We start from the raw sequence: 15,953 nt of genomic DNA, 5'->3' as shown, positions 1-15,953 counted from the left end.
GCATATTAAGACGTTATTTTCAAGCTTTCGGTGGATTTGGTCACCTTTTTCGGCTTTGGCAAGCCCATCCGGTGCCTTCCCATCGTCTCAATGCCCCCTACGCCGTCAATCCCGCTGATGGTGCCGTGGATGACATCCGAGAGGTTGATCGATTCGCGAACCGAGGTATAACTTGCCTTGATTGCAATATAAACAGGGTCCAGCGCATGGATCAATATTCTCCCCGGCGAGCTGGCAAAGTTGGAGCCCGACTGCAGCAACGCTTCAAAATGCGATTGGCATGCGCCTGCAACCACAACAAGACCATCCATGTTTTTCTCGTATTGGCGGGCGACGCGTACCGCGTTCACGAAATGCTGCGAATTTTTGTAACTGCTCAGGCTGTACAAATCTTCGCCCTCACGGTTCTTGAGGACACCGTCATGACCGGTGATCACGACGATATCCGGTTTAACTTGCGGCAGCAAGCGGTACAGTAGCTGCGCCATTTGCGATTCGTGAGCATGCACGCCATGTGCAGGTACCTTCATGGTCTGGTACAACTGCATGCTTTTCCGTAAGTAATTCCCGTCTCCGTCAAGATGAAGCACTTTGCCCGGCAATTCAAAATAAGACTGGCCGCTTTGCTGTTGCAAAGTAGTCCGATCATAGCTTGATAATACGGTAAGATGCGCCTTCTCCTGCCGCATCCGTTTTAGCGAGTCATTTACTTTAATCTTCACTTGCTGTCGCGCGCTTGTCGATTCCGGATCGCGAACAACCGACAAGTCGGGAATTGGCGCATCCGCAAGCAATCGGTAATCCGTGCCTTTCAATAATGCTTGTTCGGATCGCATCTCTTCAACTCGGAACAGCACGTCACCGCCATAGGAATTGCGGACGACCAGGTCCCCTTGCTTCATGGGTAAATCACCTCTTCGTCTATCGTATGGGTGGAGAGGGCGGAATGTGCGGAGAAAATTGTATGCTGTTAAAACCGTATGCTTCGGCTGCCGCATTGAGGGACGGGGTAACTCCCAACGGCCACTGTTGCCTGTACATTGCTTGAACTATGCCTCATTGTAGGCAATGTACAGGCAAAGGCGGACGCTCCGCTCCTTATGGGAGTTACCCCTTACCCTCTTGCGGGTAGCCTACGTCTACCATTCCTCCCCACATTCCTTTGGGGAGGCCGTTAGTAACCACGCTGCTTCGCCTTGCGTGGCGTTTAAGTAGCACCGGCTACTCTGTTAGCCTGTTCAATTTATTGGCGCGCTTGAGGCGCGCCCACGTAGAAGGACGGCTCAGCACCAAGCAGGGTGCTACTCTCATCAAAGCATATTAGCGAAATTACATATTGCCCGGGTAATCAATAACAACTTCGTCTAAGTGAGGCATCTCACTAGACTAAAGTTAAATGAGCTAGCTAGCTAGTTAGTAGGTTGGCGTTCAGCTGTTGCTGCGGATAAAGCTTGTTGCAGGCTTTTTGCCTGCTGCAACAGCTAGATGGGCGCGTGGGGCGGCGAGCGAGCGGTCTTGCAGGCTCTTTGCCTGCTGCAAGAGCTGGATGGGCGCACGGGGTGGCGCGTGAGCGCTGTTGCAGGCTTTTTGCCTGCTGCATGGGCTGGTTTGGTGCGCGGGGAGACGGGTGAGCGCTGTTGCAGGCTTTTTGCCTGCTGCGTGGGCTGGTTTGGTGTGCGGGGAGACGAGTGAGCGCTGTTGCAGGCTAATCGCCTGCTGCAGCCATCAAAAAAAATCGGCGGCGATAAACGCTCGCCGCCGACCAAACTACCGCCAGCCCGCCGCCAAGAAGGCGCGGCTGATGCGGGCGAATTCGTCGAGGGACAAAGTCTCCCCTCGACGAACAGGATCAATCTCGCAGCTGATCAGCAGCTGCGTCATTTCCTCGCGGCGTTCTTTGCCCACGAACGCCGTCAAATTGTTCGCCAGCGTCTTGCGGCGCTGGGCGAAGCTTGCCTGGACGATGCGGAAGAAATGCGCCTCGTCCTCGACCTCTACCGGCGGTTTCTCGCGCACCGCCAGCTTAATGACAGCCGAGTCCACATTCGGCTGCGGAATAAACACCGTATGCGGCACGATGCAGACAAGCTGCGGCTCGCAGTAATACTGCACCGCTACGCTTAAGCTGCCGTACTCCTTGCCGCCCGGCTTTGCCGCCATCCGTTCCGCTACTTCCTTCTGAATCATCACGACGATGTTCTCGAGCGGCAACCGCTCCTCGAGCAGCTTCATCAGAATCGGAGTCGTCACGTAATACGGCAGATTCGCCACGACGCTCACGCCGGTCACGCCTTCGAAGCGCTCTTCGAACAGCTTTTTCAAATCCAGCTTCAGCACGTCGCCATGCACAACCTCTACATGCTCTTCGCCCGCCAGAATATCGCCCAGAATCGGAATAAGGCGGTTGTCGATCTCTATAGCCGTTACCGTACCTGCTGCAGCAGCCAGATGCTGCGTCAGCGCGCCAATGCCCGGTCCAATCTCAAGAGCGCCTTTCGTTTTGTCCAGCCCTGCCGCATTTACGATTTTGTGCAAAATATTTTGATCAATCAGGAAATTCTGGCCCAAGCTCTTCTTAAACGAGAAGCCATACTTCGCGATAATTTCTTTCGTCCGTTTCGGCGTTGCTACTTCAATCGCCTTTATGTCGTTTCCGCTCATCCTTACTCACTCCTGTCCCTGTTCCATCTTGCGCAAAGCTTCAGCAAACTCTTCGCGGGAAATACGGAAGCTTGTGCACCGTTTGAAAAACTGCTTGCCGTTCGCATATCCAATCCCAAGCAGCTTCCCCATCACGAGACGCCTATTCGCCGCATCCGCATGAACAATAAGACCCGCTTCCATCAGGTCCTCCCACGTAATATCCCCTTCTCCGGCCGACTCTTCCGTCCGTAGCTCGGAGAGTGCCTGACGAATCGCTTCCGGACTTGCGTTCTCAATTCCGATATCGCCTTTGTACATCGCCTTCTCCTGCGGCAGAAAAGCATGTTTGCAGCCCGGCACGCGCCGTGCGACAATTTTGCGTATTCTCTCGCCCGCATGATCAGGATCCGTAAATATAATAACGCCTCTGCGTTCCATCGCCAGTTCGATTCGGCGCAGCACATCCTCACCAATCGCAGAACCATTAGTTTCAATGGTATCGGCTTCAACCGCCCGCTTCACGGCGACGGTATCATCTTTGCCTTCCACCACAATAATTTCCTTAATCACAAGAAGACATCCCTTTCTCCAGCAACTTTCTCGCTTCTCGTACCGTCAAAGTATATGCAGCCTGCTAAGCCTTAAGCAAGCAAAAAGAAGAGGCAGCTGCCTCTTCTTATAATGGCATATTTATTAATGAATTACGATAGCATGAAGCCATTAGCTTGCGCTTGGCTTGGTTGGTCCAAGCACATACACGGTATAACCTTTTTTCCGTCCGAACTTGTTGGCATAACTTGTGCTGTCAAAGTAAACGTCAATCTTGTTGCCATTGATCGCACTGCCTGTATCCTCCGCTCTGCGGAAACCGATGCCTTCGATATAGACCCACCAGCCGATTGGGATAACATCCGGATCGACCGCAATCGTGCGGCCTTCCTGCACTCTAGCGCCGGAAGCCGTAATGCCGTATCCCGGATGATCTTCATCTTTGCCCGTTGAGGCTACACCTGCCGAATAAGCGGTTAAGGTTACATTTTTCAAAATCTTCTTAGGTTTAAAAGTCACGCCGCTCTTCGTATACGAGACCGTACTTGTGCTGGAGAGCGTATGTACGTCTTTCTTCGAGCCAATGGCTACAACCTGACTAACCGTATGCTTCTCAACAACCTTGTCGACCAGCTTCGAGGAGACGAGAACGCCATTCTCGTACTTCTTCTCTACTCGCTCAACGACGAGGCCGTTCTTGCCGGTTTGCACCAGCTTTTCCTTCCCTTTCTCAAGGGTTGGATCTTGCTTCTTCACGATCGAGAACGGCAAAGTCCGTTCTGTCTCCGACACTTTGGTATCGACGCGGGTAACGGTAACCGTCATTGCTTTCGAAACCGCCGCATTCAGAGACGGGGTAACCCTATCTTGATCGCGAACAGGAATATTTAATTTCCCGATCGCCGCCTGTACTGTTTTCTCTGTCGTGTACACCGTCGATGTTTTGCCATCCGCTCTTACGGTAACCGGAACCGCGACCTTAATCTCAATGCGGTCTCCGTCTTTGATGGACGCATTCAGAGGATGAGAAACCTCGTCATATGGTCCTACCGTTATAGCTTGTTCATCCAGTAGGCGTTGCAGGACCCATTGTTTTGTCTTCACAACGGTCTCTTGTCCATTCACTACTACGGATACGCTTTTATCAGCCGTTCCGTACAACAACACCAAAAACATGAAAGTCATAGCGATTGAGATAATTGCACTCAGAACAATTAAACGCAAATTTTCATGCTTCCATCGCATTGCGAAAGTCATGCTGGATGATCGCTTCCCATGGGTCTCCTTAGCTTGGATCATTCCCACTTCTATCGGTCCTCCTTACATAGCCCCGCCGCCAAACTGTTACGCATGATACAATTGACGCGACTATTAAGTATATTGGTCAGCAATACGATCTTTTACCTCCGCATCTACCCCGCCATAGGCTATTTCCGCTTGACCGAAAATAAAAAGAAGCCTTCGACAGAGGATCTGATCGTGGCTTCCTGGGCAGTTAACCGTTTCAGGAAAAGGTAAATACACGAGGTTGATCGCTCTCTATACGCGCTTACGAGGTTAGCTGACGGGTTCGGGCGAGAGAGCTGCCCTATCCGCGGATCGAATGCTCATGGCAATCGCCGCAAAATTCACCCCTGAAGAATTCATGCGCCGCTGATGTCGTAGACGTCTTACTCATTCATCAGCTGACGTTGGTTCCCCCGTTCTCCGGTCCCCGGAGATTAAGCGTAAACTGGAAATCCAATACAAAAGGTAAAGCTCTGAGAAAAATCATACCTTCCTGACCACACAATTGTAAAGATCCGTTAAAAGACGATTTTAACGAAATTTTAGCATTCTGAAGGCAAAATAGGGCGATTCCAACAAGTAAAAAGAGTTTTATCGCCGCTATAGTCTTTATTTCAGCGGTTTTAGACCATTTTTAAACAATACCAAAACATTTTTTACCGTTTGTGCTTGTAATAACAGCGATTTCCTCCTTAGATTTTCCTGTTATTTCGGCAACCGTGTCTGCTACTAACGACACATAAGAGCTCTCATTTCGCTTCCCTCTGAATGGGTGGGGAGCCAAATATGGGGAGTCCGTTTCGATAAGCAAACGATCCAGCGGAACCTTTGCAAGCACCTCTTTTGGCACCCTTGCATTTTTAAAAGTGACCGGTCCGCCAAACGAAATATAAAAGTTCATATCCAGACATAATTTAGCTGTTTCCCAGCTTCCCGAGTAGCAGTGCATAACCCCTCCGACTTCAGAAGCTTTTTCCTCTCTCAGGATACGGACGATATCCTCGTGAGCATCGCGGTTGTGGATGACAATCGGTTTCCCAAGCTTCCGGGCAAGACGGATCTGCTCCCGAAAGACCCGATGCTGGACTTCCTTCGGCGAAGTATCCCAATGATAATCCAGCCCAATTTCCCCGATTGCAACAACCTTTGGATGGGAGCAAAGCTGCTCGATCCACTCCAAGTCCCCCGGTTCCATAAATACGCTGTCTACCGGATGCCAGCCAATTGCCGCATAGATAAAATCATATTTTTCCGCTAGCTCCATCGTTGTCGGAATCGTCTCCCGGTTAAAGCCGATATTGATCATCAGATCGACGCCGGCCGCACGCGCTCTTTCGATAACTTCGGTACGGTCGCTGTCGAATTGTGAAGCATCAAGATGGGTATGTGTGTCGAATAAAGATATCATGTTACGCTGTATTCTCCTTCTATATAAACACTTATATTTTGAATAACTCTCTTACGGGAGGGCTCAACTTGTCAGCGGCAGCCAGGAGAGGCTCGATCGGATAATAAATATGATATTGTCCTTGATGCAACCCGCTGATCGAACGGACAATGTCGGATTTCACCGATATTTCGCTTAAGTTGTTATCGTCATTCAGCAGCAGAATCGGCGCTTTCTCCTCTTTCCCGCCTTTTTTCGCATCAGGTCGATAGATGTCGTATGGCTGGTCGAACGGAAAATCAATCTCCATATGATAGTCCGGATTAAGCCCCATCGCAATAAACTCGCGGGCAGCTTCTTCTAATAAAGAGTCCCCCGGATCATCTAGCGTAATGTATTTGTATAACCGCCGATTGAGGAAGCGGTCGCACAGTTCGGCAAGCAGCATGTCCTCTTCTTCGGTCCAGAACGAGAAGATCGTCTGCATATAAGCCTCATCCAGCTTCAAATAATCCGCTACCGTTATCGTACCGTCCAGCAGCTTATTGATCGGCCCGGGCAGCCAGGTGAACGTATAGCCGTTCTCGTATAGTTCCTTAGCTCTGCGGGTAATCTGCCGCAATATAATTTCCGAGCTCCTTGTAACCGGATGGAAATAAATTTGCCAATACATTTGATAACGGGACATTAAATAATGCTCGATAGCATGCATCCCGCTTTCCTTCACCACGATCTTCCCCTGGACAGGACGAAGAACGCGCAAAATCCGCTCCAGATCAAAGTTGCCGTAATGGACCCCCGTGAAATAGGCATCCCGAAGCAAATAGTCCATTCGGTCTGCGTCCATCTGACTGGAGATCAAGCTAACGACGATCGGATTCGGGTAGGTCTTCCTAATCACCGAGGCCACCTTCTCGGGGAACTCCTCCGATACGCGGCGCAACACCCGATTTACTTCCGTATCCTCCTGCAGAATCGCACAAGTCCACTCTTCATGATGCGTATCGAATACCTGCTCCAGCGAATGGGAGAATGGTCCATGGCCGACATCGTGCAATAAAGCCGCACAAAGCGCCAATAGCCTTTCCTCCTTCGGCCAATCCGGATATTCATTGCGTTCAAACTGCGAGATGATCTTCCTTGTTATCTCATATACCCCAAGCGAATGGGAAAACCGGCTGTGTTCTGCGCCATGAAACGTCAGATAAGAGGTTCCAAGCTGGCGAATGCGCCGAAGTCTTTGAAATTCCTTCGTATTAATTAAATCCCATATCGTTTGATCCTGGACATAAATATATTTATGCACGGGGTCCTTAAAAACTTTCTCTTCGGCCAGCTGCTGATTCATTCGCCAATCAACTCCTTTGTTCATGGTTTCGACACAAAACAATGATAGAATGTCGAATAGTGTCGTATTGTAGTTTCCAAATTGTCGAAGCTGTTGTATTCTATAGTAAGATTAATATGACCTTGCTGTAGAGTCAAATTCCTACAATTAGAGGTCTAGTGCGCTCTATTAAGTAGTTTCTCAGTTGACTATTATGGGAAACGTTGGTATTATAGTAGCCATAAAAAGAAAAACTATGTCGAATAGTGACGAAATGTAATTTCCTGAGAGGAGAAACAAAATCATGATGAAATCAACTGGTATTGTTCGTAAAGTCGACGAATTGGGTCGTGTTGTTATACCTATCGAATTGCGCCGTACATTGGGTATTGGCGAGAAGGATGCTCTGGAGATCTATGTAGACGGCGAGCGCATCATGCTTAAGAAATATGAGCCAGCTTGTATCTTCTGTGGCAATGCAGAGAACGTTTCTTACTTCAAAGGCAAAATTGTTTGCCATATTTGTTTATCTGAGATGCCTACTCCTGTGACAAAATAAGATTTATAGGTTATAATAGAAATACACCAACTTGTTAATTCTAACCTTTTTATACTCCTTGATGCCTTCCTGTGCTAGAACCCGGCCAGGAAGGTCTTTTTTTTTTGCGCAAATAACGCAGTAAACTATCTGTTCACTGCGTTATAGACTTCGCGTTTTGGTAGACCGCGGTCAAGCGCCGCTTTTTTTATCGCTTCTTTACGGTCATTGCCTTCCTTCTCATAATGGTCCACATGCTCTTCAAGCTCAAGCGATGCCCACCAGCTCTCTCCGCTTTGCGCGTGATCTCCAGCACCTGCAACGGCTCCCTCAATAATAAGGCAATACTCGCCAAGCGGCGGATGCTCTTCTAGAAAAGCAAGACATTCCGATATCGTTCCTCGCGCAGCTTCCTCATGGCGCTTCGTCAACTCTCTCACCATTGCTATTTTGCGGTCGCCCCAATGCTCCAACATGGCATCCAGTGTTTTTTTGAGGCGGTGAGGAGACTCATACATCATTAAAGTCCCTTCCTGATACTGCAGACGCTTCAACCACTCGCCAAGAGATTTCTTCTCTCTCGGTGGAAATCCGGTGAACATGAATTGTTCAGTCGGCAGACCCGATATGATCAGTGCCGATAATGCAGCATTAGCGCCTGGAATAGGTACAACCGTTATCCCTTGTTCTACGGCATCCGCAACCAGATCCGCTCCAGGATCGCTAACGGCCGGTAATCCGGCGTCGCTGACAAGCGCAATAGATTGCCCTTCCGTCAATAAACGGATAAGCTCGCTTCCGCTCGCCTGTTTATTATGTTCATGATAGCTGACCAGTCGGGTAGAGATTTCGAAATGGGTAAGCAGCTTGCGTGTTTGCCTCGTATCTTCCGCGGCAATAAGCTGTACCTCCTTTAACGTTCGAATCGCCCGGAACGTCATATCCTCCAGATTGCCGATTGGGGTAGCGACTAAATAAAGGGTTCCATAACCTCCGGCAACCTGATCCTTGAAACTTTTCTGTACTTGTACCATCTGCATGCTCCTTCTCCACTACAAAAGCAGCTGTCTATTATTCATATACGAAATACGGAGGCAGTAGCCGAAGTTCCGGCTTGCCATCGCGTATGGCTTCAATTAACACCATATTAGCTTCTCCACGCGCGTTGGGATGAATAAACTGCACTCGCTTGGGTTCAAGACGATATTTTCTCATCGCTTCTATGATATCGATAAATCGGGATGGCCGATGGACCATTGCTACTTTACCGCCAGAACGGACTAATCCGGCACAAGCATGGACAACATCATCCAGCGTGCAATGTACCTCATGGCGAGCGATTGCGTAATGCTCGTTAGGATTTGAATCGCCGGCTTTTACCGCCATGTATGGAGGATTGACCGTAACGGCGTCATAAATACCATTACCCGCTTCTTTCATGTATATTTTCAGATCCGCTTCAATAATCGAAATTTGATCGGACAACCCATTCATCTCTACACTGCGCCTTGCCATGTCTGCCAGCCTTGGCTGTATTTCTACGGCATCTATTTTAGCGTCAGTTCTCGTCGTCAGCAGCATCGGAATAACGCCGTTGCCGGAACATAGATCAAGAATTCGGCCGCGCTTTGGAATCGTAGCAAACTTGGACAACAGCACCGCGTCCAAAGAGAAGCTGAACACTTCCCGACTTTGGATAATGCGAAGCCCCGTCTCCGTCATCAGATCATCGATTCGTTCATTGGGTTCCAGTTGTACATCCTGCACTTTAGATCTAACTCCCCTAACATAAAGATACCGTCCTCAGACAGCCAAGGACGGTATGCATACAATGTTCTGTTATTTATTTAGGAAGGATAAGCAGAACAAGCAATCGCCTTCCGTCCGCAAATGCCCGTAATAGACGTTGCAAATGTGGAATCCTTCGTGATACAGCCTAGCCAAGTTATCATGCGCCTCACCGACGAGACCGGCTTGCTGTGATGTATCGTTAACCGTATCTTCCTCCGCATGCACTGCAACCTCGCGTCGGGCAGGCTGAGCAGCTTGTCCTTCGCTACGATTGGCAGCAGACTTTGGCTTCGGCGACGTCTCACGTTTCAATATTTTGCGCAGCTGTTCGTTTTCCATACTGAGCTGCTGATTTTCTTCCAGCAGTTCTTTGACCCGCTGCTTCAGAACGCCCAGATGAACATGGAAATCGCCCATCCGGCTTTCTAATTCATCCATTTGATTAAAGATTTCTTTGTTCTCCAAGCTTTCACCCCAGAGCTTTCAAACGTAGTCGTTCAATTTTCCTTCACAACCACATCGTCGAGCGGCAGCTCCTTCGGTTTACCCGACACATCGAACAACTGCACGTACACAGACTTCGTGGAAGCGTTGATGCCCGTTACTTTGCCTTCGCCATAAGACGTGACGACGATTTTACCTACGGCAGGTAGTTCCTCCCGCACGCTTTCGTAATTGTCATGCTCATATTTCAAGCAGCACATAAGACGGCCGCATAACCCCGAGATCTTCGTAGGATTGAGCGATAAGTTCTGATCCTTAGCCATTTTGATCGATACGGGTTCGAAATCTCCAAGCCAAGACGAGCAGCATAATACGCGCCCGCATGGCCCGATGCCTCCCAGCATCTTCGCTTCATCGCGTACACCGATTTGCCTAAGCTCGATCCGTGTACGGAATACGCTGGCCAAATCTTTGACAAGCTCCCGGAAATCAACTCTTCCTTCAGCCGTAAAGTAGAAAATTATTTTGTTGCGGTCAAACGTGAACTCCACGTCAACCAACTTCATCTTAAGCTGATGATCTCTTATCTTGTCCAAACAAGTAGAAAAAGCGTTTTTCGCGGCGGCACGATTCTCCTCCACGACCTTCGCATCTACATCGCTGGCAATTCGAATCACCTTTTTGAGCGGAAGGACGACGTCTGCTTCACCGACTTCTTTCTGTCCAACCACGACCTTACCATATTCGATCCCCCTGGCCGTTTCGACAATAACATGCTGGTCCTTGTCCACGGGGTGCAGGGCTGGATCAAAGTAATAAATCTTGCCCGCTTTCTTAAAGCGGACACCGACAACGTTATACAAGGATTTAGCCCTCCTGTAGGTTTACCAATAGTTGCTCGATAGCAAGCTGCGGCGATACGTTAGCACGTATTCGCTTACCCGCTTCCAGCGTATGCTCGATGCAAGAGATCCAACTCTCGGTCGGGCGGTTGAACGCATGCTTGCTGATCCAATCCAACTGATCTATATAAACAATACTTTCCTGCCTTCCGGCCTGAAATTGAATCATGTCTTTGAACCATAATACCAATAGGGACAACAAGAGTTGAGCCTCACTAGCCAGGTCCGTTTTGAAAAATTGCTGCTGGGCGGTGATCATCCCCGCGGTGAATCGGGTCAGACTCTCCTTCCCTAATTGTATCACTACGTTTCTGATTTCTGCAAACTGATTCTGTTGGATAATCTCTCTAGCACCATCCAGTCCAGAACTAAGTTGCACAGCCGCACGCGCAAGAAGCGGCGATGATCCTTCATCCACTAATGTCTGCAGCATCTCGCTTGCGGAGAATGGAAGAAACGGCACCCACTGCGCTCTGGATCGAATGGTTGGTAGTACGGCTTGTCCATTATCCGTAATCAGGATTGCAACAATTGGAGAAAGCGGCTCTTCCAGAAATTTAAGCAGACTGTTTGCCGCCTGTTGAGTCATCTTTTCTGCACGTTCGACAATATATATCTTACGTGAAGTTCCGCTTCCCCGGTAGGCAAGCTCCCTTTGAAGTTCGCGGATTTGATCGATCTTAATCGATTGCCCGTCCGGCGTTATGGTAAGCAGGTCAGGCTGGTTTCCGTTATCGAACTTACGGCACTCCAGGCAATGATCGCAAGCATCGTCTCCGCCGGCCGTACAAAACAGCGCTTTTGCGAAAGCTCTTGCCATAGCTTTTCTTCCGGTTCCGGAAGGACCGTAGAACAAATAAGCATGCGATACCTTTCCGCTCTGCAGCGCATGCTTCAATATTCGTTTCGCTTTCCATTGGCCGGCTATTTGTTCCATGCTCATTGCTGCTTCCTAACCTTTCTTAACCTTGTCTAAAACAATAAATTCATAAGCAGCCCGCGAATTTCTCCGAGGCGGCCAAGCAGTTCAATTCTGCCTTGTTCCGTCTCCAGCAGTTCCTCTGCCATCGATACAAGCGCCGAATCAATCTCATCCAGCAGCTTGTATCGCTTCGTCCGTCCTCTTCGATCAAAACCGCGCAGCTCCTTCAGCCCAATCCCGCGTTTTACCGTATCCTCAAGGAACCGCTTCACCATTTGCCGGTACATCTTGAGTTCGCGAACCGTCATGGTTCTGGCCAAACGTTCGCCTTGGTTATGAATCTCCGTAAGCTTCTGCTGCAGCTGTTCCTGGGTCCGCAAATTATCTTGCTGGATCATCGCATCGGAGAAGCTTCTAACCTGCGCAGGTTTCGCAGCTGTATCTCCGCCTGTACGGTTCTGTCCAAGCGGACGCCAGCTTTGATCGATTTTCATCGCTTAACACGTCCCATCAGAAATGTTCGAATCGCTCAACAGGAACTACAAATACGGCTGCTCCCCCTACTTGCACTTCTACAGGGAAAGGAATATACGAATCGGTTGAACCTCCGATTGGAGATACCGGTGTCACAAGCTGATCTCTCACCTTGCAGTTCGAACTGATGACCTGCAATACTTCATGTACGCGCTCATCTTCAATACCGATCATAAAGGTCGTATTGCCGGCACGAAGGAATCCCCCCGTACTTGCAAGTTTGGTTGCACGGAATCCATCCTTTACAAGAGCATTCGACAAACGGTTGCTATCCTTATCTTGTACAATCGCAATGACTAATTTCATCCTCATTCCTCCCAATAGGTTAATAGAACAGGCACGAGTCATTCTAATGTTGTTTATTGCACATCGGCTGCGAAAAACCCTCTAAATCTGCGGTCAATCGTCAAAATAACTTCTTCCAGCACGACATTTGCCTCTTTCCCCGCATCTACCTGCACGATCCGTTCCGGGAACTGCTCAAGCAGCATCCGGTACCCTTCCCGCACGCGTTCGTGAAAAGCAAGCGACTCCAGATCCAGGCGGTTCACTTCGCGCGTTCCCGCTGCCTGAATCCTAGCTAGGCCAATCTCCGGTTCAATATCCATATAGATAGTAAGCTGCGGCATCGCACCCTCTATCGCAAACCGGTTGATTGACCAGACATCATCCATTCCAAGCCCTCTGGCATGGCCTTGATAGGCAAGGCTACTATCAACGAATCGGTCACAAATAACGACCTGACCGTCCGCTAAAGCCGGCATCACTTTTTCCACCAAATGCTGACGCCTTGCTGCCGCGTATAGTAGCGCTTCCGTTCTGGCATCCATACTTGTGTGGCTGCGGTCCAATATTACGGAGCGTATTTGCTCCGCAATCGGAATGCCGCCCGGCTCGCGAGTCGTCATAACGGTTTTGCCTCGCTGCTGCATCGTATGCGACAGCTGCTGAATCAGTGTTGTTTTGCCGGCTCCTTCGCCGCCTTCTATAGTTATAAAGATTCCCTTATTCAACCTCGTATGGCTCCTACTCAAACTATATTTGTGTATTATTACTATTCTAACAAAGCGACTATCCTTGTACAATGAATTTTGACTAATTACCGGGATATACGGCAATCGTCTGCATTGAATTGTCAACTGCACCCTGAAATTTGACACCCGTCCCGGTTAATGTCGAAATGTAGCTGATCAGCTCCTTCGTCAACGTTTCACCCGGATAAATAACCGGGATGCCAGGGGGATAAGGTATAACCATCTCTGCTGCCTCTAATCCTTCCGCTTCATCAAGCGGTATTCGATGATGCTCCCTCTTTTTCCGGTTCCATTCTACCGGTTTTAGACGGCTTGACGTTCCATTACCCCAAAATAAGCCTGCCGAAACTTTTAACTCTTTATTCTTAAAAGGTTTCGTCTCAATAAACCTTTCGATTCTAGCGCATGCATCCTGAAGCTTTAATCTATTACTTTCTCCTGTACGGCTTCCCCATACAAGAACTACATGTCTAAGATCGGCCATTTCGGCCCAGCAACCATACTCTTCAAACATTTTTTGCAGCTCGAATCCGGTGAGTGTTCCCGTACTATCTCTGAGCACGATTCGTAGCGGATCCAATTGATCGTATGCAGCTGATTTGGAATCTAACTGAAGCACCTTAATTAGTCGATCCTCATGAGCCAACCACTTGCGAAAAGCTTCTGCGGAAGCCACCCCAGGCTCAAACCAATCGGATTGGTAACGGTCCACCATCACTCTTGCAACATCAAGAGAAGCCATGATCGGGAAAGAAGGGCTTGAGCTCTGAACAGCCGACAGCACTTCCCTCAAAGAATCTCTCGAAATTCGATTGCCCTGTACATGAAGCATGGCGCCCATCGTAAGCGCCGACAACGTCTTATGAGTGGATTGTACAACCGCATCCGCACCTGCCTGCAAAGCAGACATCGGAAATGCAGGATGGAAGCCGTAATGGGCACCATGAGCTTCATCTATTAATAGCGGCTTATTATATTGGTGTAAAAGATCCGCATATCTGGATAGGTTCGTGCTCATCCCATAATAATTGGGATTGGTCAGCATAACGCCTTTAGCCTCCGGATACAACTTAAGCGCTTGTTCAATCTCTTCGATAGACGGAATAGTAGATAGACCTGTCTCCTCGTCAATCTGAGGCATAAGGAATACGGCTTTAGCTCCTGCCAGCTTAAGTCCGTTTATAACCGATTTATGAACATTGCGCTGTACAAGAATCAGATCGCCTGGCTCGCATACGGCAAGAATCATCGCAAGATTCCCTGACGTACTCCCACCTACGAGAAAAAAAGTCTCCTCCGCTCCGAAACATTGGGCAGCAAGTTTCTGGGCCTCACCTATGGATGCCTCCGGATGATGCAGATCATCCGTCGTCGACAGTTCGGTAACATCCAGCTTCATAATGGTAGACAACCATTTGTTTTCTATGGAAGACTCTAAATTATATACTTGCCCATAGCCATGTCCCGGCACATGAAACCCAACCGGACCTGACTCATAATGCTTAACTAACGCATCAAATAAAGGGGCTTGCAAACGATTCATACGAAGTTACCTTCTATCTATTTTTCATCTATTGTACCGCACAAAAAAAAGAGCGGCATCCTATTATAGATTCCGCTCAGGCGTTTTTTTCGATAAAGATCTGTTTCATCTGATGAATAAAGAAAGGATATTTCGCATCTTTCACATCTGTGTGAACCATCTCGGATTCACAGGTCTCGCAAATAAACTCGGACACGATGCGGATTCCTTCTCCTTCCGCTTTGTGTTCCCCGCAAATAATGCAATGAAGCTCGCGATCTTCTACCATGGTTATCCCGCCTTTCTGTCAACCTATATAGCTATTATTATGGCATATATTCTATCGGTTTATACTTGTTTCATAGCCCATTTCAAATATTTATATATCGTATGCGGCATGCGCCTAATTGGTGAATCCGAATTTGCCGATATACTACATGAGTAATTAAGAAAGGATGTTCATCATGCGTCAAACGTTATTAGAGCAGCAGGCAGCAACGATTTATCAATATAAGCTTATTCGGAGAAAAGTAATTCGCCCGGAGCTAGTATACAGCCATATCCTAATTGCAGCTATACTGCTGGCCTTTCAACTACTTATGTTCGGCATGAACGGCCTCTTCAGCTGGCTCTTCGGCTTTGCCATCATCCAAGTGATCCATCTTATTATCCTCCTGCTTGCTTTTATTCGAGTCGAGGATGCGGTTGACCGACGCTGGATATGGGGGATAACGCCTCCTTGGTTTGGTTTCAAACCCGCAAACGATATTCGCCTTGGGTTATACCGCCGGGTACACCGACACCTCTTCTGGATCGGCTTATGCGCAATCTCCATCTTGTATCCTTGGATTGATCCTTCACTTTTCATTAGCATCCTCTGCTGGCATTTATGGCTCATCATCCCCCGCATGCTGTTATCCCTTGCTTTCCGCAAGCAACGCATAGACGGCATACTCCGCCTCCAAATAAACGAAGCATCTTATTATCATCAATAAAACAAAAAAGCCTGCCGCATAATGCGGCAGGCTCTTCAGTGCTTGGCGACGTCCTACTCTCCCAGGACCCTGCGGTCC

General features: G+C 48.7%; 18 protein-coding genes and 1 riboswitch. Of the genes, 2 read left to right on the top strand and 16 right to left on the bottom strand.

Annotated features, from left to right (window positions below):
* Window positions 1-5 precede the first annotated feature (5 nt).
* The 6 genes from yabG to QQK89_RS25945 form a co-directional block, all read right to left on the bottom strand.
* The gene (gene yabG, locus QQK89_RS25970; RefSeq protein ID WP_284241644.1) at window positions 6-902 is read right to left on the bottom strand and encodes a sporulation peptidase YabG; all 897 of its coding nucleotides are present in this window, start codon (window positions 900-902) and stop codon (window positions 6-8) included.
* A gap of 865 nt (window positions 903-1,767) precedes the next feature.
* The gene (gene rsmA / locus QQK89_RS25965) at window positions 1,768-2,661 is read right to left on the bottom strand and encodes a 16S rRNA (adenine(1518)-N(6)/adenine(1519)-N(6))-dimethyltransferase RsmA (RefSeq protein WP_284241643.1); all 894 of its coding nucleotides are present in this window, start codon (window positions 2,659-2,661) and stop codon (window positions 1,768-1,770) included.
* A gap of 6 nt (window positions 2,662-2,667) precedes the next feature.
* A complete protein-coding gene (gene rnmV / locus QQK89_RS25960; protein ID WP_284241642.1) occupies window positions 2,668-3,213 on the bottom strand; it encodes a ribonuclease M5 in 546 nt (181 codons plus the stop codon).
* A 150-nt stretch (window positions 3,214-3,363) separates the two neighbouring features.
* Window positions 3,364-4,497, bottom strand: coding sequence for a 3D domain-containing protein (locus tag QQK89_RS25955; RefSeq protein WP_284241641.1), 1,134 nt, complete (start codon window positions 4,495-4,497; stop codon window positions 3,364-3,366).
* A 225-nt stretch (window positions 4,498-4,722) separates the two neighbouring features.
* Window positions 4,723-4,930: riboswitch (cyclic di-AMP (ydaO/yuaA leader) on the bottom strand.
* Window positions 4,931-5,113: 183 nt separating this feature from the next.
* The gene (locus QQK89_RS25950) at window positions 5,114-5,887 is read right to left on the bottom strand and encodes a TatD family hydrolase (RefSeq protein ID WP_284241640.1); all 774 of its coding nucleotides are present in this window, start codon (window positions 5,885-5,887) and stop codon (window positions 5,114-5,116) included.
* A gap of 31 nt (window positions 5,888-5,918) precedes the next feature.
* The gene (locus QQK89_RS25945; protein WP_284241639.1) at window positions 5,919-7,214 is read right to left on the bottom strand and encodes an HD domain-containing protein; all 1,296 of its coding nucleotides are present in this window, start codon (window positions 7,212-7,214) and stop codon (window positions 5,919-5,921) included.
* Between the two features lie 283 nt (window positions 7,215-7,497).
* Between QQK89_RS25945 and QQK89_RS25940 the strand changes: the two genes are divergently transcribed.
* Window positions 7,498-7,752 (top strand): AbrB/MazE/SpoVT family DNA-binding domain-containing protein, encoded by a 255-nt coding sequence (locus QQK89_RS25940; RefSeq protein WP_028609554.1) that lies wholly within the window; start codon window positions 7,498-7,500, stop codon window positions 7,750-7,752.
* Window positions 7,753-7,877: 125 nt separating this feature from the next.
* Here QQK89_RS25940 and rsmI read toward each other — a convergent pair whose 3' ends face one another.
* The 10 genes from rsmI to QQK89_RS25890 form a co-directional block, all read right to left on the bottom strand.
* Window positions 7,878-8,765 carry a 16S rRNA (cytidine(1402)-2'-O)-methyltransferase gene (gene rsmI / locus QQK89_RS25935; protein ID WP_284241637.1) on the bottom strand — a complete coding sequence of 296 codons (888 nt, stop codon included), beginning with the start codon at window positions 8,763-8,765 and terminating at the stop codon, window positions 7,878-7,880.
* 37 nt (window positions 8,766-8,802) lie between these two features.
* Complete coding sequence (locus tag QQK89_RS25930; protein ID WP_284241680.1) at window positions 8,803-9,453, bottom strand: tRNA1(Val) (adenine(37)-N6)-methyltransferase; 651 nt, start codon at window positions 9,451-9,453, stop codon at window positions 8,803-8,805.
* 117 nt (window positions 9,454-9,570) lie between these two features.
* Entirely contained in the window at window positions 9,571-9,987 is a 417-nt protein-coding gene (locus tag QQK89_RS25925) for an initiation-control protein YabA (protein WP_284241636.1), read from the bottom strand.
* A gap of 32 nt (window positions 9,988-10,019) precedes the next feature.
* Window positions 10,020-10,829 carry a PSP1 domain-containing protein gene (locus QQK89_RS25920; RefSeq protein WP_284241635.1) on the bottom strand — a complete coding sequence of 270 codons (810 nt, stop codon included), beginning with the start codon at window positions 10,827-10,829 and terminating at the stop codon, window positions 10,020-10,022.
* Window positions 10,830-10,833: 4 nt separating this feature from the next.
* On the bottom strand, window positions 10,834-11,811 hold the full coding sequence (gene holB / locus QQK89_RS25915) for a DNA polymerase III subunit delta' (protein ID WP_284241634.1): 978 nt from the start codon (window positions 11,809-11,811) through the stop codon (window positions 10,834-10,836).
* 29 nt (window positions 11,812-11,840) lie between these two features.
* A complete protein-coding gene (locus tag QQK89_RS25910; RefSeq protein WP_284241633.1) occupies window positions 11,841-12,284 on the bottom strand; it encodes a YaaR family protein in 444 nt (147 codons plus the stop codon).
* 16 nt (window positions 12,285-12,300) lie between these two features.
* Entirely contained in the window at window positions 12,301-12,630 is a 330-nt protein-coding gene (locus QQK89_RS25905) for a cyclic-di-AMP receptor (RefSeq protein WP_012772016.1), read from the bottom strand.
* 53 nt (window positions 12,631-12,683) lie between these two features.
* Complete coding sequence (tmk, locus tag QQK89_RS25900) at window positions 12,684-13,337, bottom strand: dTMP kinase (RefSeq protein WP_284241631.1); 654 nt, start codon at window positions 13,335-13,337, stop codon at window positions 12,684-12,686.
* 82 nt (window positions 13,338-13,419) lie between these two features.
* Window positions 13,420-14,901, bottom strand: a complete 1,482-nt coding sequence (locus tag QQK89_RS25895; RefSeq protein ID WP_284241630.1) for an aminotransferase class I/II-fold pyridoxal phosphate-dependent enzyme — start codon at window positions 14,899-14,901, stop codon at window positions 13,420-13,422.
* A 76-nt stretch (window positions 14,902-14,977) separates the two neighbouring features.
* Entirely contained in the window at window positions 14,978-15,169 is a 192-nt protein-coding gene (locus QQK89_RS25890) for a sigma factor G inhibitor Gin (RefSeq protein ID WP_284241629.1), read from the bottom strand.
* Window positions 15,170-15,344: 175 nt separating this feature from the next.
* Between QQK89_RS25890 and QQK89_RS25885 the strand changes: the two genes are divergently transcribed.
* Entirely contained in the window at window positions 15,345-15,875 is a 531-nt protein-coding gene (locus tag QQK89_RS25885; protein WP_284241628.1) for a transposase, read from the top strand.
* Window positions 15,876-15,953: the final 78 nt, after the last annotated feature.

Source organism: Paenibacillus glycanilyticus (assembly GCF_030161375.1).
Taxonomy (GTDB): domain Bacteria; phylum Bacillota; class Bacilli; order Paenibacillales; family Paenibacillaceae; genus Pristimantibacillus; species Pristimantibacillus glycanilyticus_B.
This window is presented reverse-complemented; position numbering and strand designations above follow the sequence as displayed.

Coding starts and splice junctions, on each gene's coding strand:
- QQK89_RS25885 (WP_284241628.1), top strand. CDS start 15,345: ATGCGTCAAACGTTATTAGAGCAGCAGGCAGCAACGATTTATCAATAT.
- QQK89_RS25940 (WP_028609554.1), top strand. CDS start 7,498: ATGATGAAATCAACTGGTATTGTTCGTAAAGTCGACGAATTGGGTCGT.
- QQK89_RS25945 (WP_284241639.1), bottom strand. CDS start 7,214: ATGAATCAGCAGCTGGCCGAAGAGAAAGTTTTTAAGGACCCCGTGCAT.
- rsmI (WP_284241637.1), bottom strand. CDS start 8,765: ATGGTACAAGTACAGAAAAGTTTCAAGGATCAGGTTGCCGGAGGTTAT.
- QQK89_RS25950 (WP_284241640.1), bottom strand. CDS start 5,887: ATGATATCTTTATTCGACACACATACCCATCTTGATGCTTCACAATTC.
- QQK89_RS25930 (WP_284241680.1), bottom strand. CDS start 9,453: ATGACGGAGACGGGGCTTCGCATTATCCAAAGTCGGGAAGTGTTCAGC.
- QQK89_RS25905 (WP_012772016.1), bottom strand. CDS start 12,630: ATGAAATTAGTCATTGCGATTGTACAAGATAAGGATAGCAACCGTTTG.
- yabG (WP_284241644.1), bottom strand. CDS start 902: ATGAAGCAAGGGGACCTGGTCGTCCGCAATTCCTATGGCGGTGACGTG.
- holB (WP_284241634.1), bottom strand. CDS start 11,811: ATGAGCATGGAACAAATAGCCGGCCAATGGAAAGCGAAACGAATATTG.
- QQK89_RS25910 (WP_284241633.1), bottom strand. CDS start 12,284: ATGAAAATCGATCAAAGCTGGCGTCCGCTTGGACAGAACCGTACAGGC.
- rsmA (WP_284241643.1), bottom strand. CDS start 2,661: ATGAGCGGAAACGACATAAAGGCGATTGAAGTAGCAACGCCGAAACGG.
- QQK89_RS25890 (WP_284241629.1), bottom strand. CDS start 15,169: ATGGTAGAAGATCGCGAGCTTCATTGCATTATTTGCGGGGAACACAAA.
- QQK89_RS25895 (WP_284241630.1), bottom strand. CDS start 14,901: ATGAATCGTTTGCAAGCCCCTTTATTTGATGCGTTAGTTAAGCATTAT.